The organism is Devosia ginsengisoli (assembly GCF_007859655.1).
In the GTDB taxonomy this organism is placed as follows: domain Bacteria; phylum Pseudomonadota; class Alphaproteobacteria; order Rhizobiales; family Devosiaceae; genus Devosia; species Devosia ginsengisoli.
The window spans coordinates 3,073,872-3,096,579 of record NZ_CP042304.1; the positions used below are offsets into that span (position 1 = coordinate 3,073,872).

Annotated in this window: 22 protein-coding genes; 9 read left to right on the forward strand and 13 right to left on the reverse strand. The window is 64.9% G+C overall.

Features of this window, described 5'->3' with window-relative positions; genetic code table 11:
* Positions 1-96: 96 nt before the first annotated feature.
* Together FPZ08_RS14940 and FPZ08_RS14945 are read left to right on the forward strand one after the other, a co-directional pair.
* Positions 97-1,005, forward strand: coding sequence for a LysR substrate-binding domain-containing protein (locus tag FPZ08_RS14940; RefSeq protein WP_146290743.1), 909 nt, complete (start codon positions 97-99; stop codon positions 1,003-1,005).
* A 50-nt stretch (positions 1,006-1,055) separates the two neighbouring features.
* Positions 1,056-2,015: a GNAT family N-acetyltransferase gene (locus tag FPZ08_RS14945; RefSeq protein WP_146290744.1), complete on the forward strand. Its 960-nt coding sequence runs from the start codon at positions 1,056-1,058 to the stop codon at positions 2,013-2,015.
* On the opposite strand, the gene FPZ08_RS14950 is transcribed toward FPZ08_RS14945, so the two are convergent.
* The 7 genes from FPZ08_RS14950 to FPZ08_RS14980 form a co-directional block, all read right to left on the reverse strand.
* Positions 2,016-3,731 (reverse strand): SMP-30/gluconolactonase/LRE family protein, encoded by a 1,716-nt coding sequence (locus FPZ08_RS14950; RefSeq protein ID WP_146290745.1) that lies wholly within the window; start codon positions 3,729-3,731, stop codon positions 2,016-2,018.
* A 13-nt stretch (positions 3,732-3,744) separates the two neighbouring features.
* The gene (locus FPZ08_RS14955) at positions 3,745-4,869 is read right to left on the reverse strand and encodes an ABC transporter ATP-binding protein (protein WP_146290746.1); all 1,125 of its coding nucleotides are present in this window, start codon (positions 4,867-4,869) and stop codon (positions 3,745-3,747) included.
* Between the two features lies 1 nt (position 4,870).
* Positions 4,871-5,701 (reverse strand): carbohydrate ABC transporter permease, encoded by an 831-nt coding sequence (locus tag FPZ08_RS14960; RefSeq protein ID WP_146290747.1) that lies wholly within the window; start codon positions 5,699-5,701, stop codon positions 4,871-4,873.
* A 9-nt stretch (positions 5,702-5,710) separates the two neighbouring features.
* Positions 5,711-6,616, reverse strand: coding sequence for a carbohydrate ABC transporter permease (locus tag FPZ08_RS14965; protein WP_146290748.1), 906 nt, complete (start codon positions 6,614-6,616; stop codon positions 5,711-5,713).
* Positions 6,617-6,679: 63 nt separating this feature from the next.
* Positions 6,680-7,981, reverse strand: a complete 1,302-nt coding sequence (locus FPZ08_RS14970) for an ABC transporter substrate-binding protein (RefSeq protein WP_146290749.1) — start codon at positions 7,979-7,981, stop codon at positions 6,680-6,682.
* A gap of 18 nt (positions 7,982-7,999) precedes the next feature.
* Positions 8,000-9,172 carry a mandelate racemase/muconate lactonizing enzyme family protein gene (locus tag FPZ08_RS14975; protein ID WP_146290750.1) on the reverse strand — a complete coding sequence of 391 codons (1,173 nt, stop codon included), beginning with the start codon at positions 9,170-9,172 and terminating at the stop codon, positions 8,000-8,002.
* Positions 9,169-10,095, reverse strand: coding sequence for a dihydrodipicolinate synthase family protein (locus FPZ08_RS14980; RefSeq protein WP_146290751.1), 927 nt, complete (start codon positions 10,093-10,095; stop codon positions 9,169-9,171). Before FPZ08_RS14980 ends, FPZ08_RS14975 begins: the two co-directional genes overlap by 4 nt.
* 104 nt (positions 10,096-10,199) lie before the next feature.
* On the opposite strand from FPZ08_RS14980, the gene FPZ08_RS14985 reads away from it, so the two are divergent.
* The 3 genes from FPZ08_RS14985 (at position 10,200) to FPZ08_RS14995 (ending at position 13,147) form a co-directional block, all read left to right on the forward strand.
* On the forward strand, positions 10,200-11,105 hold the full coding sequence (locus FPZ08_RS14985) for a 2-dehydro-3-deoxygalactonokinase (RefSeq protein ID WP_146290752.1): 906 nt from the start codon (positions 10,200-10,202) through the stop codon (positions 11,103-11,105).
* Between the two features lie 16 nt (positions 11,106-11,121).
* Positions 11,122-12,264, forward strand: coding sequence for an amidohydrolase/deacetylase family metallohydrolase (locus tag FPZ08_RS14990; protein ID WP_146290753.1), 1,143 nt, complete (start codon positions 11,122-11,124; stop codon positions 12,262-12,264).
* A 133-nt stretch (positions 12,265-12,397) separates the two neighbouring features.
* Positions 12,398-13,147 carry a cupin domain-containing protein gene (locus FPZ08_RS14995; RefSeq protein WP_146290754.1) on the forward strand — a complete coding sequence of 250 codons (750 nt, stop codon included), beginning with the start codon at positions 12,398-12,400 and terminating at the stop codon, positions 13,145-13,147.
* Here the strand turns inward: FPZ08_RS14995 and FPZ08_RS15000 are convergent.
* The 6 genes from FPZ08_RS15000 to FPZ08_RS15025 all read right to left on the reverse strand — a co-directional run bounded on the left by FPZ08_RS15000 (position 13,133) and on the right by FPZ08_RS15025 (position 19,108).
* Positions 13,133-13,987, reverse strand: a complete 855-nt coding sequence (locus tag FPZ08_RS15000; protein WP_186767024.1) for an aldose epimerase family protein — start codon at positions 13,985-13,987, stop codon at positions 13,133-13,135. The two genes, FPZ08_RS14995 and FPZ08_RS15000, sit on opposite strands and share 15 nt — an antisense overlap.
* Complete coding sequence (locus tag FPZ08_RS15005; protein ID WP_146290756.1) at positions 13,984-15,084, reverse strand: mandelate racemase/muconate lactonizing enzyme family protein; 1,101 nt, start codon at positions 15,082-15,084, stop codon at positions 13,984-13,986. Before FPZ08_RS15005 ends, FPZ08_RS15000 begins: the two co-directional genes overlap by 4 nt.
* A gap of 8 nt (positions 15,085-15,092) precedes the next feature.
* Positions 15,093-15,935: an ABC transporter permease gene (locus FPZ08_RS15010; RefSeq protein WP_146290757.1), complete on the reverse strand. Its 843-nt coding sequence runs from the start codon at positions 15,933-15,935 to the stop codon at positions 15,093-15,095.
* Positions 15,935-16,852 carry an ABC transporter permease gene (locus FPZ08_RS15015; RefSeq protein WP_146290758.1) on the reverse strand — a complete coding sequence of 306 codons (918 nt, stop codon included), beginning with the start codon at positions 16,850-16,852 and terminating at the stop codon, positions 15,935-15,937. The genes FPZ08_RS15010 and FPZ08_RS15015 overlap by 1 nt, the downstream gene beginning before the upstream one ends.
* Before the next feature lie 2 nt (positions 16,853-16,854).
* A complete protein-coding gene (locus tag FPZ08_RS15020) occupies positions 16,855-17,901 on the reverse strand; it encodes an ABC transporter ATP-binding protein (RefSeq protein WP_146293208.1) in 1,047 nt (348 codons plus the stop codon).
* 91 nt (positions 17,902-17,992) lie between these two features.
* Positions 17,993-19,108, reverse strand: coding sequence for an extracellular solute-binding protein (locus FPZ08_RS15025; RefSeq protein ID WP_246132675.1), 1,116 nt, complete (start codon positions 19,106-19,108; stop codon positions 17,993-17,995).
* A 338-nt stretch (positions 19,109-19,446) separates the two neighbouring features.
* On the opposite strand from FPZ08_RS15025, the gene FPZ08_RS15030 reads away from it, so the two are divergent.
* From FPZ08_RS15030 to FPZ08_RS15045, 4 genes are read left to right on the forward strand one after another with little or no spacing between them, the layout of a single operon-like run.
* Complete coding sequence (locus FPZ08_RS15030; protein WP_246132676.1) at positions 19,447-20,187, forward strand: ribonuclease activity regulator RraA; 741 nt, start codon at positions 19,447-19,449, stop codon at positions 20,185-20,187.
* Positions 20,184-20,663 carry a nuclear transport factor 2 family protein gene (locus tag FPZ08_RS15035; RefSeq protein ID WP_210246814.1) on the forward strand — a complete coding sequence of 160 codons (480 nt, stop codon included), beginning with the start codon at positions 20,184-20,186 and terminating at the stop codon, positions 20,661-20,663. The genes FPZ08_RS15030 and FPZ08_RS15035 overlap by 4 nt, the downstream gene beginning before the upstream one ends.
* A 7-nt stretch (positions 20,664-20,670) precedes the next feature.
* Positions 20,671-20,967, forward strand: a complete 297-nt coding sequence (locus FPZ08_RS15040) for a YciI family protein (protein ID WP_146290761.1) — start codon at positions 20,671-20,673, stop codon at positions 20,965-20,967.
* 31 nt (positions 20,968-20,998) lie between these two features.
* Positions 20,999-22,690, forward strand: a complete 1,692-nt coding sequence (locus FPZ08_RS15045) for an IclR family transcriptional regulator domain-containing protein (RefSeq protein WP_146290762.1) — start codon at positions 20,999-21,001, stop codon at positions 22,688-22,690.
* Positions 22,691-22,708 lie beyond the last annotated feature (18 nt).

A 22,708-nucleotide genomic window follows, 5' to 3' on the forward strand; every position in this document is an offset into this window, starting at 1 on the left:
TAGAGCGAGTAATAATTACTGACTTAGGTTAGTATATATGTTTTCCAAATCGCCAAAAGAGAAATGTAATTCGGCTTCTGTGAGGTTTTGGAACAGATGAATAGGAAAGTACCGCCTCTAAAGACTATTACGGCTTTCGAAAGTGTAATTCGCCTTGGAAGTGTTACAAAGGCCGCCAATGAGCTGTTCGTGACGCATGGCGCCATCAGCAAGCAGATTGCGGCGCTCGAAGACTGGCTGGGCCGGCCCCTGTTCGAGGCCAATCGCAAGCAGATGCGCCCCCTGCCCGACGCCGTTACTTGGGCGCAGACCCTGGCCCAGCTTCTCGACACGCTGGATAGTTCGGCCGCGCAGATGCGCGGCGACCAGCGGGCGCGCCCCTTGCAGGTGATCGCGCCATCGACGCTGGCGACGCGCTGGCTCATTCCGCGGAGCTGGCACTTTTCCGAGCAGCACAAGACCATCGCCCTGCAGGTGCGGCACACCGATACCGGTGAGAACTGGCAGGAAATTCCATTCGACGTGGCGATCCGCACCGACCGCGACCTGCCCGCGGCCATGCCGTCGCGAAAAATCTTCGAGGAACAGCTGACCATGGCGCTGTCGCCGCGGCTGGCCGCCCAGGCCAATCTCTGGCGCCCGGCCGACATCCTCAAGCTGCGCCTGCTGGCCTCGCAGACCAGGAGCGGGGAACTGGAGCGCTGGCTGGCCGCAGCCAGCCTGTCCGGCGCCGGCACCGCCATTTCCGAATTCCCGCATTTCTACCTGGCGCTGGAGGCGGCCTTGGCGGGCGGCGGGGCCTTGGTCTGCCCCCGCCACACCCTGGCCGACCAATTTGCGCGCGGCGACCTCATCGAACCCTGGCCGCAAATCCGCGTCGCGGGACCCAGCTTCCATGTGCTGTGGCGGGACCGCACCGAGACACCGCCGGACGTGCAGCTCTTCGTGGACTGGCTGGAAAAGCAATCCAGCCCGCATTTCGGCTTGGCAACCGAACCATCTTGAGCTGGCCACGATCGCGGCTATTCTCCCTCGCCACACGCGCCGGAGACGTCATGACCGCCTTGACCATTCGTCCGCTGCAGCCGGGCGAGACCGACCTGTTCCTGTCCTATCCCTTCCCGCGCCAGCCGGAGCTGTGGGAAAGCCAGCGCGACTATGTCGCCCTGCTGGCCGCCAATGCCTATCGGCCCGAGCACAGTTGGGTGGCGATCGAGGACGGCGTGGTGGTGGCCCGCGCCTGCTGGTGGACCGGCCCCGACGACAAAAGGCCCTATTCGCTGGACTGGCTGGAGGCCGAGCCAGGTCCGAGGCAGGTGGAGCTGGGCACGCAATTGCTGCGCGTGGCGCACCAGACCATGCGCAACGAGGAAGGCCGCAAGCCGGACTATCATCTGTTCCTGCCGCCCGGCTGGCGCGACGACGCCACGGTGCGGCCGGCGGCCGAGGCGCGGCTGCAGACGGCGCGGAATGTTGATCTGGCACTGTTCGTCGAGCGCTATTCCTATCGCTGGTCGGCCGAGCGCGACGGCCTGCCTGAGCGGAACGACCGGCTGGACTTCCGTCCGGCCGACGATGCCGAGATACTGGCAGTGCTGCGCCAGGTGCTATCAGGCAGTCTCGACGCGCATGACCAGCGCAGCGTCGCCGAGCATGGCCTCGATCGCGCGGCAGAACTGCAACTGGAAGGGCTCTACTGGTTCCCCTCGCCGCGCGACTGGTGGCAACTGGCCTATGACCGATCGGGCGCGCTCGTCGGCGTCATCATCCCGGCGCGCAATTACGACATGCCGACCATCGGTTATATCGGCGTGGTGCCCGGCCAGCGCGGCCATGGTTATGGCGCGGACCTGCTGGCGGAAATGGTCTGGCGGCTGAACGCATATGCACCCGGTGAGGCCGTCGGCGCCGATACCGATTTCAGCAATGTGCCGATGGTCAGGGCCTTCGCCCGTACCGGCTTCCGGATCACCGAGGAACATCTGGTGCTGACGGATACCGAGGGGTCGCGATAGCTAGCCCGGAAACTTGGTGGCCGGCAGGCCGGCAACGGGCACGGTGATACCGAAGAGGCCGCCGGAAAACGGCGCCTCGGCCAGAACGCGGGATGGCAGGCGCACGCGGGCCGTGGTGATATAGAGCGTCCTCAGGTCATCGCCGCCAAAGGCGACGCTGGTGGGACGGGGCACCGGGACGCGGATTTCGCGGTCTATGCTGCCATCGGGGGCATAGCGGCGGACGCACCACCCATCCCAGATGGCGCACCAGACAAAGCCTTCGCTATCGACGGCCAGGCCATCAGGGCGCCCGCTGGCGGCCGGGACTTCGGCGAAAATCCGGCGATTTGAAATGGCGCCGTCATCGATGTCGAAATCATAGGCGTAGATACGGCCGGGCGCGGAATCGACGAAATAGAAAGTGCGGTCGTCGGGACTCCAGTCGAGCCCGTTGGCTACCGAAAAGCCGGTATCGGCGCGGCGCCAGGTGAGGTCGGGATTGACCACATAGAGCGAGCCGGCGGGCTTGGTGGCGTCGAGCGGCATGGTGCCGGCCCAGAGCCGGCCGCGCCGGTCGCAGCGGCCGTCATTGAAGCGGTTGTCGGCAATATCGGCTTCCGGATTGACCAGCGGCGACATCGCGCCGGTCTCGAAATCGAAGGCGGAAACCCCGTTCTGCGCCAGCGCGACAAAGCCCTTGCCCTGGCGCGGCAGCAGCGCGCTGACCAGGCCCGGCATGACCACTTCGCGATTGTCGCCGGTCGCGGGATCGAAACGGTGGACGGAGGGGGCGAGGATATCGACCCAGTAGAGGCGCTTTTCCTCGGGCACCCAGAGCGGGCCTTCGGCCAGATGGGCGCCCCAGGGCAGCACGCATTGCACGCCGGGATCGGCGACCAGATCGGTGCGCACATAGGAATTGATGTTCATCGGGGCGGCGCCGACATTGCCGGAAACCTGCCGCCCGGCGGCCATGAGGTCGCGCCCCCAGATATGGACGGTGTCGGTCGGCATGCGCTCGCTGGGGCCGTGAACGCTGATGGCGGCGATGGCCTTGCCGGTATGATCGAAGATCGGCGCGGCGGCCGAGGACACGCCGGGCACATGTTCGGAAATCGACACGGCATAGCCGCGGGCGCGGGTCAGCGCCAGTTCGGCAACCAGCGCATCGCGGTCGGTAATGGTGCGATCCGAATAGCGGGTGAGCTGCAGCCGGTCGAGCAGAGCGCGCTGCTCATGCGGAGCGGCGAAGGCGAGCAGGACCTTGCCGCCGGCCGTGCAATGCAATGGCGCGCGACGGCCGACCTCGATGCGGAAGCCGAAGGCGCCGCCGCGGCTGCGATGGTCGATATAGAGGATTTCCTCGCCATCGATGGAGCAGATGGCGACGGTTTCCGACATGTCCTCGGCCAGCCGGTCCAGCACCGGCGCCGCGGCGCCGCGCAGGTCGAAATTCTCCCAGACGCGATGGGCGAGTTCGAACAGGCGATGGCCGAGCCGATAGGTGGCGTCGCTTTCCTCGTGCCGCACCAGGCGGAACAGCACGAGCGTATTGAGCATGCGCGCCAGGGTGCCCTTGGACAGGCCGGTGCGCGTCTGCAGATCCTTGAAGCGGGGCGGCGTCTCGAAATCGCCGATCACTTCGAGCAGGTACAGGCCCTTGGCCAGCGCCGCGGCGCCGGTGGGGACGTCGCGGTCTTCCAGCCCGGATGGACCATCTGCAGGTCTTGGCATGGGTCTACCCTGGTTAGCCGGCGATCGTCACATGTGTCTCTGCGTCGAACAGATAGAGGCGTGACGGATCAAAGGAAAGGGTGATCGCCTCGGACGGGGGAATGGCGCCAACATCCATGATGCGGGCGATGACGGAATCGCCGCGATGATCGTCCTCGCCGCGCGTGGCCGCGATGGCGCCCCGGTTTTCCTCGGGCACTTCGATATAGAGATATTTCTCGCTGCCCAGGCTTTCGATCAGGCGCGGCGTGACGGTGAAGCTGACCGGGCCGGGACCGGCCGCGAAATGCTCGGGGCGCAGGCCGACGATGACGGGCTTGCCGGCCAGATCGGCAATGGGGCGATCGACCGGCACATCCTGGCCGAACAGGCGCAGTTGCGGACCTTTTGGCCCCATGGTCACGATGGAGCGCATGAAATTCATGCCCGGCGAGCCGATGAAGCCGGCGACGAACAGATTGGCCGGATGCTGGAACATGGTGTCGGGATCGGCGATCTGCTGGATGGCGCCGTCGCGCATGATGACGATGCGGTCGGCCATGGTCATGGCCTCGATCTGGTCATGCGTCACATAGATGGTGGTGACGCCCAGCCGTTTGTGCAAAGCGCCGATCTCGGCCCGCATATGCACGCGCAGCTTGGCATCGAGATTGCTCAGCGGTTCGTCCATGAGGAAAGCCTGCGGCTCGCGCACGATGGCGCGGCCCAGGGCGACCCGCTGCCGCTGGCCGCCCGACAATTGCTTGGGGCGACGGTCGAGCAGGTGTTCGACATCGAGGATTCTGGCGGCCTCGCGCACGCGGCGGTCGATCTCGGCGCGACCCATGCCGCGCATCTTGAGCCCGAACCCCATGTTGCGGGCCACGGTGAGGTGGGGATAGAGCGCGTAGTTCTGGAACACCATGGCCACGTCGCGGTCGCCGGGGGCGACATCGGTCACTTCGCGATCGCCGATCAGGATCTGGCCCGATGTGGCATCGTCCAGCCCGGCGAGGATTTTCAGCATGGTGGACTTGCCGCAGCCCGACGGGCCGACCAGCACGACGAATTCGCCATCGGCGACATCGAGCGAGAAGCCCTTGAGGACCTCCAGCACGCCGAAGGATTTACGGACATTTTCGATACGGATTCCGGCCATGTTATTTCTCCGCCCCGGCAGTCAGTCCGCTGACCAGGTAGCGTTCGAGGAAAAGGTAGATGAGGAGGACCGGGATCGCGACCATGATAGCGGCCGCGGAAATCTCGTTCCAGTCCGAGACATATTCGCCCTTCATGGTGGTGAGCCCCAGATTGGCGGTCCAATTGCCCTGGGCGCTGGTCAGGAAGGTGCGCGCATAGGCATATTCCGACCAGGACAGTACGAAGCCATAAAGGCAGGTCGCGGCCAGGCCCGGTGTCGCCACCGGCAGGATGACGCGGAACAAAGCCCCCAATGGCGAACAGCCATCGACCATGGCCGCCTGTTCCAGCTCGCGCGGAATGGTGTCGAAATAGCCCTTCAGCATCCAGGTGGTGAAAGGCACAATCAATGTGGCCTGGGCCAGGATGACCGACCAGAGCGAACCGACCAGCCCGACCGAGCGGAAAATGCCGAACAGCGGGATGACCAGCAAAGTGGCCGGCAGCATCTTGGCGGTGAGGATGAAGAGGCCCAGCGACTGCCCGCCGCGCACGCGGAAACGCGAGAGGCTATAGCCGGCAAAGATCGAGACCGACATGGAGAGCGTCACGGCGCCCGCCGCGGCCAGGGTGGAATTGCCCAGCCAGAGCAGCAGCGGCCTGTCATCCAGCACCTTGGCGAAGACCTGCCATTGCGGCACTTCGGGCCAGAAATTAGGCGGCAGCACGCGCAGGTCGATGGGTTTGGACAGGGCCGTAACCACCAGCCAGTAGATGGGGAACAGCAGGATGGCGCAGGTCAGCACCACACCCACATAAATCAGCACGATATTGAGGCGGCGTCTGGTCATGGTCGTTCCTCAGTAGATGCCGTCGGCCTTGCGGCCGATCATCAGCAGGCTGGCCAGGACGCAGAAGATCAGCGTCACCACGCCGACGGCCGAGGCATAGCCCATCTTGAAGAAGCCGAAGGCATGCTCGTAGGTCATGATGGAAAGGGTCTGCGTCGATTTGAGCGGGCCGCCGCCGGTCATCACGTTGATGATGGAGAAGTCGCGGAACACCCAGAGCAGCACCAAAACCATGGTGACGCCGAGCACCGGCATCAGCGAGGGGATGGTGATATTGGTGAAGCGGTTCCAGGCATTGGCGCCATCGACGCGCGCGGCATTGTAATAGTCTTCGGGGATGGATTGCAGGCCCGCCAGCGCCATGATCGAAACGAAGGGATAGCCCTTCCACACCATGGTGACGACCACGGCGACAAAGGCCGCATTGGGGTCGGAGAACCAGTTGATGGTCTCGTTGATGAGGCCCAGCCGGAAGAACAGCCAGTTCATCAGGCCGAAGGATGAATCGAAAATCCAGGCGAAGATGACGACGGCGATGATCTCGGGCACGGCCCATGGCAAAGCCACCAGCAGGCGCGCCACGGTGCGGCCACGGAAGCGGTTATTGACCAGCAATGCCGTCGCCAGCCCGAGCGCCACGCAGCACGCGGTGACGACCACGACGAGCTTGAGCGTGACCCAGCAGGACATCCAGAATTCGGCCGAGCCGAACAATTGCTGATAGTTGGCGAAGGTGAACGGCGCTCGCCGGTCCAGCCGGACGATGTCGACCTTCTGGAAGGAAATATCGAAGGAGACGATGAGCGGATAGATGATGATCAGCGCGATCAGCACCACGGCCGGCGCCAGCAGCAGATAGCCCAGCCAGTGCCGGCGGCTCGGCCGCGCCAGGTCAAGAAGAGGAAGGCGGCTCATGAGCGCACTCCGGTATTGCGGGATGGCCGGCCGGACAAAAGTCCGGCCGGCCGGGAGTGAAGATTACTGATTCTGCAGTTCTTCGGCGCGGGCCTGCATGGTGGCGGCGACAGCGGCAGGATCGAGATCCTCGATGATCATGCGCTGGCTTTCTTCCATCACCATCTTGGCGAACTCGTTGTACTGGATTTCGAGCCCGGCCGGGATACGGTCGATGCCTTCGGCCGATGCGGCCTGGGCGCCTTCGACCAGGAGGCCGAATTCCGGCGTTACTGCCGTAGCCTCGGTAATGTCGGCGCGCGGGCTCGGGGCCGGCGAGGCGGCAAGCGTGGCATAGCTCGACTGGAATTCGTCGCTCATGGCGAGCTGGATGAAATCCCAGACCAGCGCCTTGTGCTCATCGGAAATATCCTTGGACATGCCCAGCACGTTGGACGAACCACCCACCGGCGGGCTCAGCGGATCGGCGACGATCTTGACGTCGGCGGAAGCTGCGCCCTTGGCGAGGATCGGCACCAGCCACGGACCGTCGAGACCCACGGCGATCTTGCCATCGGCCAGCAGCTGGCGGGTTTCGCCCGAGGACAGGTCGCGCGGCATCAGGCCTTCGGTGACGATGGTCTTCCAGCGGGTCAGGCCCTCGATCACTTCGGGCGTGTTGATGGTCACCTGGCCTTCGGCATTGGTCCAGCGGCCACCGGCATCGAGCACATAGTTCAGCATTTCGGTGACATACTGGCCGCCGCCGACCTTGGTCGGGTGGTGCAGGCCGAACTGGTCGATAATGCCGTCGCCATTGAGGTCCTTGGTGGTCTTGCGGGCCACTTCCAGAAGCTCTTCGTAATTGGTCGGCGCGGCAAGGCCTTCGGCGTCGAGGATGGCCTGGTTATAGGCCATGATATAGCCGAAATAGAGCATCATCACGCAGGCGGTTTCGCCGTTGAACTCGCAGATCTGCTGGCCGGCCCAGCCATCGAGGCCGACGCCGCCCTTGTCGAACCACGGGCCGAGGTCTTCGAGCCAGCCTTCATTGGCGAAGCGCTGGAACTCGAACGAAGCCAGGTGAACGATGTCAGGCGGGGAGCCACCGGCGAAGAGCGTGGTCATGGTGTCGGCGAAAGCGGCGCGCTCCACCTTGGTCCATTCGACCTCGACGCCCGGATGCTGGGCCTTGAACTCTTCGATCAGGCTGGCCCACCAGCCACCGACACCCGGCTCGTCATTCTGCCAGGACACGAATTTCAGCGTGGTTTCCTGCGCTGCCGCCAGCATGGGCGAGAAAGCGCCGGCCACCAGAGCCGTAGACAAAGCCAGGGCCAGGCCGGCCTTGCGGAGCCCTCCCCGCGCAGACAATCCCTTGAACATCAACTTATCCTCCTGATTTCAGTTCTGTTCTTTGAGTAAGGCCAGTGCCTCCGCGGAGGGCTCGACACCGAGTCCCGCCCCCGTTGGCACACTGTAGAAGCCGGCGGCACAATCCATGTCGCCGGTGACCAACCGTCGGTTGGGTTCGAAAATCGAGTGCTGGTATTCGTGGTCGGTGACCGCCGCCAGCGCGGCGCTGGCCTGCAGGCTGGCCGCCATGAAAATGCCGGCGCCGATCGTTGCGTGCGGAATGACGCGCAGATGATTGGCCTGGGCATAGGCGCCCATGCGCATGAATTCGGTAATGCCGATATGGCCCATTTCCGGCTGCACGATGCCGCAGGCCCGCCGCTCGACGCGATGCACCAGGTCATAGACCGTGCGCCATTCCTCGCCTGCCGCAATAGTGGTGGCGACATTGGCGGCGACATGGGCGAGGCCGGCAATATCCTCGGTCTTGACCGGGGCTTCGGCAAACCACAGGCCATGCGGCTCCATGGAGCGGATCAACGCCACCGCCTCTTCGGCGGTATGGGCCCAATGCATGTCGCAGGCGATGCGGATATCGGGCCCAAGAGCTTCGCGCAAAGTGGCGATTTCGGCGACGACGCCATCATCGGCGACCGGCGAGGCGAATTTGAAGGCCGAAAAACCCTTGTCGCGCCATTCGGCGGCGAAATCCGCCCGCTCGATGCGGGTCGGCTGCGGCAAGCCCGAGACGTACGCGGGAATGCGCTCGTGCCGCTTGCCGCCGAGCAGTGTCGAAAGGGGAAGATTCACCAGCTTGCCGGCAATGTCCCAGAGCGCGGTGTCGATGCCGGCCAGCGCGTCGAGATAGAAGCCGCCGGTATAGCCGCGCACGCGCATCAGGCCATAGAGATCGTCATGAATGGCAGTGACCTCCATCGGGTCGCGCCCGACCACGAACAGGGCCAGCAATTCATTGATGATGGCCAGCACGGCGCCGGGCGCCACGATGCCATAGGTTTCGCCCCAGCCGACCACGCCATTTTCGGTCTCGATGCGCACCAGAATGCTGCGATCGACGGTGGGATAGACGGTCTGGTTGCCCTTGCGCACGAAATAGCCCTGCGCATTGACCGTCTCGCCTGGCCGCAACGCGCCGAGATAGGGCGTGTCGCGCGGAATGGTCAGAATATAGGGGGTAACCGATTTGACGCGGTCGTTCATGCAGGCTCTCCAACGCGCTGGGCAATCGGCGCCAGAGTAAAGATATCGGCGACTTCGGCCAGCCAGCTATCGATGTCGCGGATTGCCATGGCATCGGGGCTGGGGCCCTTGGCGCGCACGGCCGTGGTGTCGATCACGCCGCGCTGCGTCAGCACATGCTTGGTGAGATGCATGCGATAGACCGCCTGCAGCAGCAACAGCGGCAGCGAGCGCGAATAGAGCGTGCGGGCGCCGACCTTGTCGCCACTGCGCCAGGCGCGGTCGAGCTGCACATGCAGATCGGCCAGTTCGAGCGCCGGCATGGTGCCGCAGGCGCCGCGCTCATATTCGTCGATGAGATAGCGCGCCCCGCCCCCACCGATAATGCCGGCCAGATGCGGCGGCGGATTGGCCTGCAGCACCGAGATGGCCGGACCGGAAGGCAGCGTCTCGCCCTTCACATAGGTAATGGCGGGGACGCCGCTCACCACGGCGAGCAGGGTCTGCGGATCGAGATCGGAGCCGCGCGGGAGCGGGGCATTCTGCAGCACGATTTCCGCGCCCGGCAACTGGTCGGCAATGGCGCGGAAGAAGGTCGCGACCTCGCCCGCCTGCGTCCCGGCTTCCTTGGGCGCCTGGATCATCAGGTAGCGAATGCCCAGGTCGAGCGCTTCGCGGCCAAAGCGCACCACGGCCTCGACCGTCGATGCGCTGGCGCCGGCAATCAACTGCACCCGCCCGGCATTGGCCTCGACCACCACGCGCATCAGGCTGATGCGCTCGTCGTCGGTAAGCGCCTCCACCTCGCTGGCAAAGCCGGGGAACACCATGCCCTGCACCCCGGCGCCGATGGCGAATTCCACCAATGCCCGCATCGCGGCGGGATCGACAGCGCCATCATCCCCATAGGGCGTGGGCAGGACGGGCAGAATGCCTTGCAACAACGGAACAGCTCCTCATATGGTCCACATTGTGGATCGTGTGTTTGTTATTGTGGACCATAATTTGAAATGCTAGAGCCTGTCAACGAGCTAAACGGAGGACGGACATGCGGGTGGTCATCGACTGGAGTGCGACGAGGCTGGAGGCGGCATTGGTTGATGGCGCCGATGCCGTCGTGGATCGCATCGGCACGGATGATGGCCTCAAGCATGCTGCGGGACGGCATGAGGCCGTGCTCGACGCGGTGCTCGCGCCGTGGCGCCAGGCGCATGGGGCGCTGCATATTCTCGCCGCCGGCATGGTGGGTGGGCGTTCGGGCTGGATGGAGATGGGCTATGTGGCCGCGCCCGCTGGCCTGGCCGATATTGCCCGTGCCGTGCGCCATGTGGCGCTGGCCAATGGCGACCGGCTGACCCTCATTCCCGGCCTGTGCGACCCGGCCGCCACGCCCTTTCCCGACGTGATGCGCGGCGAGGAAGCGCAACTTGTCGGCCATGGACTCGATCGCGACGCCGTCGTGGTCATGCCGGGCAATAATGGCAAATGGGCCCGCATCGGCGGCGGCAGGATCGTGGGCTTTCGCACCTTCATCACCGGCGAACTGGTTTTGCTGCTGCTCAAGCATTCGGGCCTGGCCGGCATTGCCACCCAACCCGAGGGGCGTGACTGGCGGGCCTTTGCACGCGGTCTCGAATGCGCTGCCGGCACCGATCGCCATGGCCTGCTGACGCGGCTTTTCACCGCGCGGACCGGCTGGCTGGCGGGCCAGGTGGCGCCGGCCGAAATCGGCGATTACCTGCGTGGATTGCTGATCGGCTGGGAATTCATCGAGGCGCGCAATGCCGGCTGGTGGCAACCCGGCGGTACGGTCGATATCGTGGGCGACGACGATCGCGTGGAAGACTATCGCCGCGCCGCCGAGAGACTGGGGCTGATCGCGCGCGTGGCGGCTGACGATACGGCTCTGCGCGGCGCACTGGCTATCGGCGCCGAATCGAGCATTCTTGCCTAGCCGCCCGGGGGACCAGATGCATTACGACCTTATCGTCAGAAACGGCCACCTGCTCGATGTCGCGCAGGGCCTCGACCGAACAGGCTCGCTGGCCTTTGCCGGGGGAAAGATCGCCGCGATCGACGTGTCCGAGGCCGATACGGCCACGGCGGAGGTCGATGCCAGCGGGCAATATGTGACTGCAGGGCTGATCGACCTGCACACCCATGTCTATGTCGGCGGCACCTCGCTGGGCGTCGACCCCGATGAGCTGGCGCGCGGCTCGGCCGTGACCACTTTGGTCGATGCGGGCAGTGCCGGCGCGGCCAATATTGCCGGCTTTCGCGCGCATGTGATCGAGCGGGCCGATGTGCGCATCCTCGCCTATCTCAACATTTCCTTTGCCGGCATTTTCGGCTTTGGCGGCGCCCTGTCGGTGGGCGAAGGCTGGGAACGGCGCCTGCTCGGCGTGCGCGAATGCGTGGCCGCCGTGCGCGACCATCGCGACATCATCGTCGGCATCAAGGCCCGCGTCGGCCCCAGCTCCAGCGGCGACAGCGTCATCGATCCGCTGAAGCTCGCCTTGCAGGCCGCCGAGGAACTGGACCTGCCAGTCATGGTGCATGTGGAAATGCCGCCACCCACGATCGATGAAATCGCCGACCTGCTGCGGCCCGGCGACGTGCTGACCCATTGCTGCCGGCCCTACCCCAATGCCGTGGTCTCGCCGCGCAGTGGCGAGGTGAACCGCTCCTGCATGGCGGCGCGCGAGCGTGGCGTGTTCTTCGATACCGGTCATGGCCGCGGCTCGTTCGACTATGCCGCCTTCGGGCGCATGCAGCGCGCCGGCTTCCTGCCCGATGTGATCTCGTCCGACGTCCACCTGTTCAACCGCAAGACCCCCGCCGTGGACCTGCTGACGACCATGAACAAGGCTATCGCCCTGGGCGTCGATTTGCCCGATGTCGTCACCATGGCCACCACCGCCGCCGCAACGGCCTTGCGCCGGCCGGAACTGGGCGCGCTCAAAGTGGGCGCCGCAGGCGATGCCAGCCTCTTCACGCTGGAGGAAACGCCCCGCGAGCTGTTCGACAGTCTCGGCGCCTTGCTGGTGGCGCAGAAATCCCTCCGTCCACGCGGCACGGTGCAGGCAGGGGCGTGGCGCGAGGCCGTTCTTTAGAGAGCGCGCTGCGGCCGGGCGGAAAGGCCTATTCCCATCATGTGGGGCGAGAGGGGAAGGGGCTTGCCTGAAGGCATTTCGCGGGGGGTGCGAAATGCTAGGAATTGGCGTTCGTTTATAAGAGGATACGTCGATGCCTGTTGCTCCCCATGCGGAATCCGTTGCCGCGAACACCATGCCGGGCTCGCGACCGCTGCTGCCGGGCGAGATTGCCGGGGTGCGGGTTGCCCATCACCGGCTCGACAAAGGCACGCTGACGCTGCGTGGCGACCGGCTGCAACTGGTGGTGCTGGTTCTGCTCGGCGGGGCCGCAACGATCCGCTCGGGTGGCGCATCGACCCGCTTTGCCGACAAGACCTGCTACGTGGCGCGGCCGGGGGACGATATCCATATCGAGGCTGACGGGCACGCCGAGGTGCTGGAGGTGGACTGGGCGCTGACCGAAGAGGATTACGGCAGGATCGACCTGGCCGGCATGGCATTTCCGATCGTCCAGGACTATGCGGCGAGCCCGCAATATCGTGACTATTTCAAGAGCGAGAAAACCATCAGCCGCACCTTGGTCGGCCCGCATGTGCTGCCGCGCTTCTGCATGGGTTCGGTGGAATCGATCGGGCCGGATCGCATCGAGCCGCATGCCCACCCCATGCTGGACCAGTTGTTCTTCAGCTTCGCGGAAAATGACATCACGCTGCTTATCGACGGGCAGCGCCATGCGCTGGGCGGGAGCACCCTGCTGCACATCCCGCTTGGCTCCAATCACGGTGTCGACGTGTCGCCGGGCAAGCGCATGCATTATCTGTGGCTGGATTTCTTCCAGCGCCATGAGGACATGGATTACATCGCCGAGGTCCACAAGGACGTGCCCTCACGGACGCTGTGAAATCTCGCCAACCGAAAGCCGAACCGTACCGGCCAGAACCGCGCCGGGCGCCAGGATATGCGTGCCGGTAAAGTCATGACCGGCAGCGGCGAGGTTGAAACCGTTGGCCACATGGGTAGCGGGTTCAAGGCACACATATTGGCCGGCGCTGTGCACCACGAGGTGGCGGAATTCCGGGCTGGCGGTGAGGATGATGTCCAGTCCATCGGTGGCGACATCCGCCCTGGTCCAGGCTTCGAGATAGCGCGTGGCTTCCGCCTGCGGCCCCGGTCCCGATAGGCGCTCGCCCGTCGGCAGATAGTCGGGCCGGAGCGGCCAATGGATGGCGGCATCATGGCTCACGCGGCCGGCGGGGAGATAGGGATGCCAGCCGAGGCCAGCGGGCATTGACGTGGTGTCCGTGTTGCGCAGGGTGAGGCCGATGGTGAGGCCATTATCGCCCAGCGCGAAGCTCTGGCGCGCTTCGGAGGCCCATGGCCAATCGGCATCCGCTGCATAGTCGAGCGCCAATATGGCGCTGGCCGCGTCCTGTTCGACCAGACGCCAGGGCCGGCGCTGTGCCGGGCCATGCAGGCTATGCGGCATGGTATCGGGATGCGGCACCAGGTCGAACACGGCCCCGACAAAGTGCAGTTGCGCGCTCTCGATCCGGTTGTGATAGGGCAGCAGCGGATAGCCGCCGCCCTTGCCCCAGAACAGTGGATCGGCGTGGTCGGTGGGCAACGGCACGACGATGTCGCGCCCGGCATGACGCAGCAGGGTCAGCCGGCCGCCAAGGGCTGGCGCGAGTTCGGCTTCGAAGTCGCCATGGGCAAGGCGCAGGCGGCCTGTTGCACTCACCGGGACCACGAGAGGTCGAGATATCGCTCCACCACCACTTCATCAGGCGCGAAACCCAGCCCCGGTCCTGATGGCAGCGCGATGCGGCCGTCATGCGGCTGCGGGGTATCGACGCCGATAAAGGCTTCGGGGGTGACATAGAGATATTCGAACAGAGCCGTTTCCGGCAGGGCCGCGAAGAGATTGAGCGTCGCGAAATAGCCCGGCCCGAAATAGGGCGAATGCGGCATCAGCACACGGCCGGCCGCCCGGGCACGTTCCGCGATATCGAGGAAAACCGAGATGCCGCCCACCTTGGTCACGCTGGGCTGGGGGAAGGTGATGCCTGATATCAGGGCCTCGAAGGCAAAGGCCGTGCAGGCATTCTCACCGGCGCCGATGGCAATGCCCTCGGCTTCGATGGCGGAGAGCGTTGCAACATCCTCGGGCGGGAAGATCGGCTCTTCCAGCCACATGACATCGGCTTCGCGCAGCACCGGCACCATGGCGCTGGCCTGCTCGCGGCTCCAGTTACAGTTGACGTCGACGGCCAGGCCCGGGCCCTGCCCCATCGCCGCGCGTGCCGCGATGATGGGTTCGGCGGCAATTTCGTGCAGCTTGATATATTGGTAGCCGCGGGCCACCGCCTCGCCGGCATAGCGGGCGGCCAGATCAGGATCGCGATAGGCGACGAGGCTGGCATAGGCCGTCACGCTTTCGGGCGGGTTTGCGGCAATGAGCTCGGCCAGCCGTTTGCCTTCCCGCTTGGCCTTGAGGTCCCAGAGCGCGATATCGACGCCGGACAGGGCGAAGATGGTAATGCCATAGCGCCCGAACAGATGCAGCGCCTGCTGGGTGGCGCGGTTCCAGGCGGCGATATCGTCGATGTCGCGACCGATCACCTGCGGGGCAATCATGTCCTCGACAGCGGCGGCCACGGCCCGGGCGCAGAAATAGCCGAAGGCTTCGCCCCAGCCGACGCGCCCGTCCTCATCCTCGATGCGCACCAGCACATTGTCGAGAATGTGCCAGCGCGTCGGGGTGATGCCCTCCCCGCGCCCGCCATCCTCGAAGGGAATGCGGACGATACGGGTGGAGATGCTCTTGATGCGCGACATGGGCGAAATCAGACCTTCTGGCTTTTAACGCGCCCCACCAATTGGGACGGATCGACGAAGCGGAGGGCGATCAGCAGGCCGGTCATGGTCGTCAGCATGTAGATGACGGCCATGGCGTCCACCGATTGCTGGGCGCGAACCCCGGCGGCGAACATCGAATAATAGAGCGCGACGATCAGTGTCTGGCTGTCCGGCCCCGCAGTGAGGAAGGTCAACTCGAACATGGAGATCGTGCGGATCAGCACCAGAATGCCGGCCGCCAGAATGCCCGGCATCAGCAGGGGCACGAGGATGCGCCAGAAGGTCGTCAGCGAGGAAGCGCCGAAGACGCGCGCCGCCGAGTCCAGCCGGGGGTCGATCTGCTCGATGAACGGGGTCATGACCAGCACGGCAAAGGGCACGCTGGGCACCAGATTGGCCAGGATGACACCCCACATCGTGCCGCCTGCGCCCACCTGATAGAGCACGGTGGCCAGCGGAATGCCGTAGGTGATGGGCGGCACCAGCAGCGGCACGAGGAACATCAGCATGACGAGGCTCTTGCCCTTGAACTGCAGCCGGGCCAGCGCATAGGCCGCCGGCACGCCGACGCCGAGCGAGATGGCGACGACCGCCAGGGTGATTTCCACCGTGACCAGCAGCACATGCTGGAGCTGGAATTCCTTCCAGGCCTCGCCATACCATTTCGGCGTGAACTGCTCGGGCAGCCAGCCGGTAAACCAGCCCGTGCCGAAGGAACTGACCAGCACCGAGGTGATGATCAACAGCACGTTGATGACGAAAAAGACCATGCAGGCGATGACGAACCAGCGCCATGCGCGCGGCAGCATTGTATCGCGGATGAAGTCCATCACCCTTTTCCTCCAACAACGGGGCCACGATAGGAAAATTGGCGCAGGCCAAGCGCGATGCCGACAATGACCAACTGGGTTGCGCCCATCACCATGGCCACGGTCGAAGCCATGGACCAGTTGTATTCCTCATAGGCCATTTCATAGGCGGCAATGGAAATGACGCGGGTCGCCCCGGCCGGTGCGCCCAGCAGCACCGCCGATGGAAACACCGCGAAAGCCTGCACGAAGGTGAGGCAGAACGTGATGGTGAGACCCGGAACCAGCAGCGGCAGATAGATGCGCCGGAACTGTTCCATCGGTGAAGCGCCCAGGGTCGCGGCGGCGCGCGCCAGGGTCGGATCGATGCCGGTCGTATAGGACAGCATCATCATGAAGGCGAAGGGAAAGCCGGTGATGAGCAGCGAAAGCGCCACACCCCAGTAATTGTTGAGCAGGCGCAGCGGCGAGCCGAGCAGGCCCAGCTCGAGCAGACTGCGGTTCAGCCAGCCATTGGGCGCCAGGTAGAGCATCAGGCCTTCGGCGACGAGAACCGTGCCCAGCGTCATCGGAATGACCAGCAGGGTCGACAGCAGGCGCTGCCCCCGTGACGGGGTGCGCAGCATGAAGGCAAAGGGTACCGCCAGCCCCACATTGAGGATGGTGACCGGCAAAGCCAGCCACAGCGTCTTGCCGACGGTTTCGTAGAGGCGCGGTTCGCTGAAGAAGCGCTGGTAGTTGGCGAGCCATTCCGCATTCTCGCCCTGCGGGCTGAACGAGGAAATGAAGCCGTAGATGAACGGATAGACGAACAGCCCCACGATCACCAGCAGGCCCGGCACCACCATCAACAGGCGCAGGTCGCGGCCGGCAACCGTCGAGGGGTCGGCATTGGCGCTGCGCGACGCTGCTGCAGCCGAAATGGTTTCGCTGGCCATGGTCACAGCCCCGCAATGGGCTGGGCCGGCCGCGGATAGACCAGCAGATGCTCGGGCGATACCGAAACATGCACGCGGTCGCCGGGGCGAACCGGGTCGCTTACGCGGGCATGAATCTGGCCGCCATTTTCGAGGTCGAGCTTCACCGTGCTGTCGCGGCCACCATAGATGACGCTGTCGACCGTCGCGGGCAGGCCGCTATCGGAAAACACCACGTCGTCCGGCTTGAATGCCGCGATCAGCGGACCATCGGCGATGTCGGTGAGGGCGGTGGCGTCCAGATCGACGCCCTTGTGGCTGACGGTGAGGCGCCCGGCGCGCGGCGCGGCGGCCGCGGTCACGTCGAGCAGGTTGCGATAGCCCATGAACAGCGCCACATCGAGATTGATCGGGCGGTTGTAGAGCTCCTGCGGCGCGCCCTGCTGCTGCATGACGCCTTCCTTCATCACCACGATACGGTCGGACATGGCCAGCGCCTCGTCCTGGTCATGGGTGACATAGATGGTGGTCAGCCCCAGCGTCTGGTGAATGCGCAGGATTTCCTCGCGCATTTCGATCCTGAGCGCTGCATCGAGATTGGACAGCGGCTCATCCATCAGCACCAGCGGCGGCTCGATGACGATGGCGCGGGCAATGGCCACGCGCTGCTGCTGGCCGCCCGAAAGCTGGCCGGGCAATTTGTCGGCATGCTGCTGCAGGCGCACCAGTGACAGGGCATTATCGACGCGGCGCCCCTGGTCGGCCGCGGACACCTTACGCATTTCGAGGCCGAACCGGATGTTCTTCTTCGCGCTCATATGCGGGAACAGGGCGTAGTTCTGGAAGACCATGCCGAAGCCGCGCCGCTCGGGCGGCAGCGTATCGATGCGGCGGTCATCGAGCCAGATTTCACCCGCCGTCAGCGGCAGCAGGCCGGAAAGACAGTTGAGGGCCGTGGACTTGCCACAGCCGGACGGCCCGAGCAGGGAGACGAACTCGCCGGCCTTGATCGACAGATTCATGCTCGACAGGGCCTGGTAGTCACCGAACGAGCGGGTGATGGATTTCATCTCAAGTTGCTGGAACACACTGGCTCTCCCGCGGGAAAAGACACCGCGCGACCGGCAGGGTCGCGCGGCGGTTGAGTTAGGTCAGAACGGATTAGTCGCCCTTGCCGGCACCGATCTCCTCGTCCCACTTGCGGAACGCTTCGATCATGAGGTCGGGCTCGAGAATGACGTCGATCGGCGTGGTTTCGATGAGCTCGTCATACATGGGACGACCGAACTCGGCCATCACCTGCTGGCTCTCTTCAGGCGCCATGTCGATGGTGACGCCCTTCACGGACGGACCCGGATAGAGATAGCCGGCATCATAGGTGATGGCCTGCTGTTCGGGCTGCAGCATGAACTTGAGCACGTCGATGGCAACGGCACGGCGCTCGTCGCTCAACCCCTTGGGGATGGAGAAGAGGTGGCCGTCGCCGATAAAGGTCGTGTTGTCGAGGATCGCCACTTCGGCGCTGGCCGGAACAGTGCCCAGATAGCGCGGATTGATATCCCAGCCCATGCTGGTAATGGCGATATCGCGGGTGCCGTTACCGAGTTCCTTGAACGTGGTCGAGGTGCCCGACGGGTAGTATTCGATGCAGGTATTGAGCTCTGCCAGGTATTCCCAGGTCTTGTCCCAGCCGTTGATCGGGTCCTTGGGGTCGGAATCGCCCAGGATGAAGGGCAGGCCCATCAGGAAGGTACGGCCGGCACCGGAATTGGCGGGACGCGCGTAGATCAGCTTGTTGGGATTGGCCTTGCACCAGGCCAGCAGCTCTTCGGCCGTGCCGGGCACATCGGCCACCCGGTCGGGCATATATTCGATGAAGGGACCCTGCTGGGAATAGGCGATCACCACGCCCTGCATGTCGGCCAGGGCCTGCAGCGTCACCGCGCCAGGATTGAGGACCTCGTTGGGGTCGCCGATCTGGTCGATATAGGGGGTCAGGTCTTCCCAGAGACCCAGCTGCATGCCGGCGGCGAGGCCGTCGGCCCCGGTCAGCACGATGTCGATATCCATGCGATTGGCATTCTGCATCGCCTGGATCTTGCCGGCCAGTTCGGGCGCCGGCGCCTTGGTGAAGGTGAAGCGCGACACCTTTTCCGGATTGGCAGCGAGGTAATTGTCGAACACCTGCTGGGTGAGCGCCAGATTTCCCGAAACGTCGATCACGTTGATCTGGACGGGGTCCGCCATGGCGGACGAGGGCATTGCGACAGCCGCCATGGCCACGCCTGCCATCAGCAAACCGATTGCATTGGCTCGCGCTTTGCGGTGGCGCGAGATAGTTCCGTGTGACTGCTTGGCCATTCCAACCTCCCTGGCATTCAGTGACGGGAAATGTATGGGCAAATCCCGGAAGCGGCCACAGAAAGTCACGCAGGCATCGCCGATCACTCTTACAATGTGAGATCAACCGAAACGTCCCACTATCGGCGGGGCTGTTGCACTGCCGAGCCGAGTGTATGCTTTACGGGTAGGAAGTGCTGTTGTTGCGGTGAATGTTCTCAATATGTGAGAGTATGCGCTGTGGCAGCAGGCGCCGGGTTTTCGGAGGTACAAGAGTGACACAGGTGGACCAGCCCATATTGTCGAGCATGCTCGACATGCTGAAGGCTTGCAGCACGGCAACGATCACGACGCAGTTGTTCAAGCGCAATTATCGCCAGCAGTTCCTGGTCGGCCTGTCGCCGCTCAATCCCAATGCGGCCTCGTTCGCCGGCGAAGCCTTCACGCTGCGCTTCATTCCCTCGCGCGAGGATCGCGACTGGGATCTCGGCGACCTGAACAAGCGCGGCGAGGACAATATCCAGTGGGAAGCCGTCGAAGCGATCGGGGCCGGCCAGGTGCTGGTCATCGACAGCCGCAATGACCCGCGCGCCGCCTCGGCGGGCAATATGCTGATGACGCGGATGCTGCGCAAGGGCGTGGCCGGCGCCGTTACCGATGGCGCCTTCCGGGACGGCAACGAAATTTCCCAGATGGCGCTGCCCGCCTTCTGCGTCGGACGCACGGCCTCGACCCGTCCGGCCTTCCATCGCGCCGCGGACATGCAATTGCCCATCGGCTGCGCCGGTGTCGCCGTCTATCCCGGCGACATCATCGTCGGCGATTCCGACGGCGTGGTGGTGATTCCGCGCCAGATCGCCGAAGAGGTCGCCCAGGACAGCCACGAGCAGGAATTGCGCGAGCAATTTCTCTTCACCAAGATCGACGCGGGCGCCCCGCTCTGGGGCACCTATCCGCCCAATGAGGAAACGCTGCGCGAATATGCCGAATGGCGCGCGCGTCCGGTGGCGAAATGAGCGTTCCCCCGACCACGCCGGCTGCACGCGCGGAAGCCCTGATCCGGCGCTATTTCGACGCCTGCAACGCCGCCGATCGGGCCGGGCTGATGGCCTGCTTCACCCCTGATGCGGTACATTATTTCCCGCCGGGCCTGCCCGGCGCGCCCTGGCGCGGTGCCGAGGCCATTGCCGATGGCTGGGTCTGGTGCGTCAGGACATTGGGCTCGCGCTGGACCATCGAAAAGGTGCTGGCCGGGGCCGACGGCCACGAAGCGGTGATCGAGTGGACGCATTGGAAGACCGGCGTCGGCCAGGTGCTGCGCGGCGACGAATGGTACATCTTCAACCACGACATTACCCGCATCAGCGAGATCCGCGCCTATTACGCCTCCCCCGTCGACCGGAGCAGTCCGGTGAACGCGTTGCACGATTTCGACTATGCCGCGCGCGGCTATCACCTGGCGCCGCCCTCCGCCCCACCCAAACTCGATTGAGGCCGACATGCAGTTCACCATCATCGCACGCGACGACACCGCTGAGGGCACGCTGGACCGGCGGCTCGCCAACCGGGCCGCACATATGGAACGCATTCACGAATTGAAGGCCGAAGGCGTGATCATCGATGGCGGAGCCATGCTCGACGAGGCCGGCCGGATGATCGGCTCCATCGTGCTCTGCGACGTGCCCGATCGCGCCGCCCTCGACGCGCTGATCGCCAGCGAGATTTACTACCGGCAGGGCGTATGGAAGGATATCGATATCCTTCCCTTCCGGCGCGTGGCGTGGCACTCCGCCTAGGCCGTGCCGGCATGCAGCGCGAGGCAAGAGCATGGCGGTGATGAGCCCGCCGGGGGTCGACACCCTCGACGACAACTGGAGCCCGGACTCCCAGAAAAAGTCTGCCTTGGCTGGCACGGCGGTGCTGCAAAAGGCATTCGACCTGCTCGACCATATCGGGGAAGAGCCGGGGCTGCTCGATTCGGCCGACCTGGCACGCCGCACCGGCATGCCGCGGGCCACGCTCTATCGCATCCTGGCGGCATTGCAGGCGCGGGGCCTGGTGCGCACCGATCCGGGCCGGCAGACCTATTCCCTGGGCTTTCACCTGATCGAACTGGCGCAGAATGTGTGGTCGTCGAGCGACCTCGTCTCGGTGGCGGCGGGCGAATTGCGCCGCCTGCGCGACATGACGGGGGAAACCTCCTATCTGGCGGTCATGCATGAGGGCAAGATGCGCTCACTGGGGCGGTTCGACGGCGCCCATTCGCACCGCTCGGCGGCCGCGCTCGGCGTGACCAAGCCGGTGCATTGCACCTCGCAGGGCAAGGCCATGCTATCCCATCTCAGCACGGCCCAGGTCACGGCGCTGCTCAGCCAGCCACTGCAGCGCTTCACCGACAAGACCATTACCGACGTGCCGCAATTGCTGGCACAGCTCGACATTATCAGGGCGCGCGGCTTTGCCATCGACGACGAGGAAATCCTCGAAGGCACGCGCTGTGCCGGCGCGGCCATTCTCAATGCCGCAGGCCAGCCGATCGGCGCGATCAGCGTCGCCGGGCCGACATTCCGGATCACGCCGCACCGCGCCGAACAGCTCGGCTACGAGCTGGCGGCGGCCACGCAACGCATTTCCCAGGAGCTAAACCGCACCAGCGCGGTCACGACCAGCGACATTTCCCCGGCAACGGCCATTACCTCGGCCCAGGCCTTTCTCGGCGCTTCGGCGCTCTGGCATGCGCAGACCGGCGCCGTGGTGTGGATCGACCAGCTCGGCCCGACAGTGCATTGGTATGACGCCACGCCAACCGCCATAACGCTGGAGACGCTCGACCGCCGCATCGACTGCGCCTTCCTGACCCATGAGGGTGTCGTTCTGTTCACCCGGGGCGGCGCGATCCTGCTGCGGCGCGACGGCACCCAGCGGCACCTGCATTTCGACGCCCAGTTCCAGGCCCGGGCGGTGCGGACGGATTCGCGTGGCCGCGTCTGGGTTGCGGTCTTCAATGCCGAGCAGAATATCTCCGCCATCGGCCAGTTCACGCAAGCCGGGCCGGGCGAGCCGGTCTGGGAAATCAGCGGGGAAGTCACCAGCCTCGCCATCAGCAGCGACGGCATGGCCTTCTATGCCTCGGTGCCGGGGCGCAACACGATCTATGTGATGAGCGAGGCCGATGGCCGCAAGCGCGTGTTCAGCCGCCTGCCGGAAGCCACGGGCGCGCCGATGGGGCTGACGCTCGACGCCAATGACCGGCTCTGGGTCGGCGCCTATGACGGCTGGAGCGTGGTGCGGCTCGATGAAGACGGCGAATTCGAGCATGTCGTGCCGCTGCCCGTGCCGACCCCCACCAGCCTCGCCTTCGGCGGCCCGGACCTGTCGACGCTCTATATCACCAGCGCGCGCTCCGGCCTTTCCACCGAGACGCTGCGCAATGCCTCCCAATCCGGCCGCCTGCTGGCCCTTCAATCATCGGTGGCGGGCGTCGCCGAACCCGTGGCCAGCTTCAGCTTTCCCGACTGAAGTGGCCGGGCGCATTTC

Bases quoted from the DNA above. Each gene is read 5' to 3' on its own strand.
- FPZ08_RS14975 (WP_146290750.1), bottom strand. From the start codon at position 9,172: ATGAACGACCGCGTCAAATCGGTTACCCCCTATATTCTGACCATTCCG.
- FPZ08_RS15020 (WP_146293208.1), bottom strand. From the start codon at position 17,901: ATGAAATCCATCACCCGCTCGTTCGGTGACTACCAGGCCCTGTCGAGC.
- FPZ08_RS14995 (WP_146290754.1), top strand. From the start codon at position 12,398: ATGCCTGTTGCTCCCCATGCGGAATCCGTTGCCGCGAACACCATGCCG.
- FPZ08_RS15010 (WP_146290757.1), bottom strand. From the start codon at position 15,935: ATGGACTTCATCCGCGATACAATGCTGCCGCGCGCATGGCGCTGGTTC.
- FPZ08_RS14945 (WP_146290744.1), top strand. From the start codon at position 1,056: ATGACCGCCTTGACCATTCGTCCGCTGCAGCCGGGCGAGACCGACCTG.
- FPZ08_RS14970 (WP_146290749.1), bottom strand. From the start codon at position 7,981: ATGTTCAAGGGATTGTCTGCGCGGGGAGGGCTCCGCAAGGCCGGCCTG.
- FPZ08_RS14955 (WP_146290746.1), bottom strand. From the start codon at position 4,869: ATGGCCGGAATCCGTATCGAAAATGTCCGTAAATCCTTCGGCGTGCTG.
- FPZ08_RS14990 (WP_146290753.1), top strand. From the start codon at position 11,122: ATGCATTACGACCTTATCGTCAGAAACGGCCACCTGCTCGATGTCGCG.
- FPZ08_RS15040 (WP_146290761.1), top strand. From the start codon at position 20,671: ATGCAGTTCACCATCATCGCACGCGACGACACCGCTGAGGGCACGCTG.
- FPZ08_RS15035 (WP_210246814.1), top strand. From the start codon at position 20,184: ATGAGCGTTCCCCCGACCACGCCGGCTGCACGCGCGGAAGCCCTGATC.
- FPZ08_RS14940 (WP_146290743.1), top strand. From the start codon at position 97: ATGAATAGGAAAGTACCGCCTCTAAAGACTATTACGGCTTTCGAAAGT.
- FPZ08_RS15015 (WP_146290758.1), bottom strand. From the start codon at position 16,852: ATGGCCAGCGAAACCATTTCGGCTGCAGCAGCGTCGCGCAGCGCCAAT.
- FPZ08_RS15005 (WP_146290756.1), bottom strand. From the start codon at position 15,084: ATGTCGCGCATCAAGAGCATCTCCACCCGTATCGTCCGCATTCCCTTC.
- FPZ08_RS15045 (WP_146290762.1), top strand. From the start codon at position 20,999: ATGGCGGTGATGAGCCCGCCGGGGGTCGACACCCTCGACGACAACTGG.
- FPZ08_RS14960 (WP_146290747.1), bottom strand. From the start codon at position 5,701: ATGACCAGACGCCGCCTCAATATCGTGCTGATTTATGTGGGTGTGGTG.
- FPZ08_RS14985 (WP_146290752.1), top strand. From the start codon at position 10,200: ATGCGGGTGGTCATCGACTGGAGTGCGACGAGGCTGGAGGCGGCATTG.
- FPZ08_RS14950 (WP_146290745.1), bottom strand. From the start codon at position 3,731: ATGCCAAGACCTGCAGATGGTCCATCCGGGCTGGAAGACCGCGACGTC.
- FPZ08_RS14965 (WP_146290748.1), bottom strand. From the start codon at position 6,616: ATGAGCCGCCTTCCTCTTCTTGACCTGGCGCGGCCGAGCCGCCGGCAC.
- FPZ08_RS15025 (WP_246132675.1), bottom strand. From the start codon at position 19,108: ATGGCGGCTGTCGCAATGCCCTCGTCCGCCATGGCGGACCCCGTCCAG.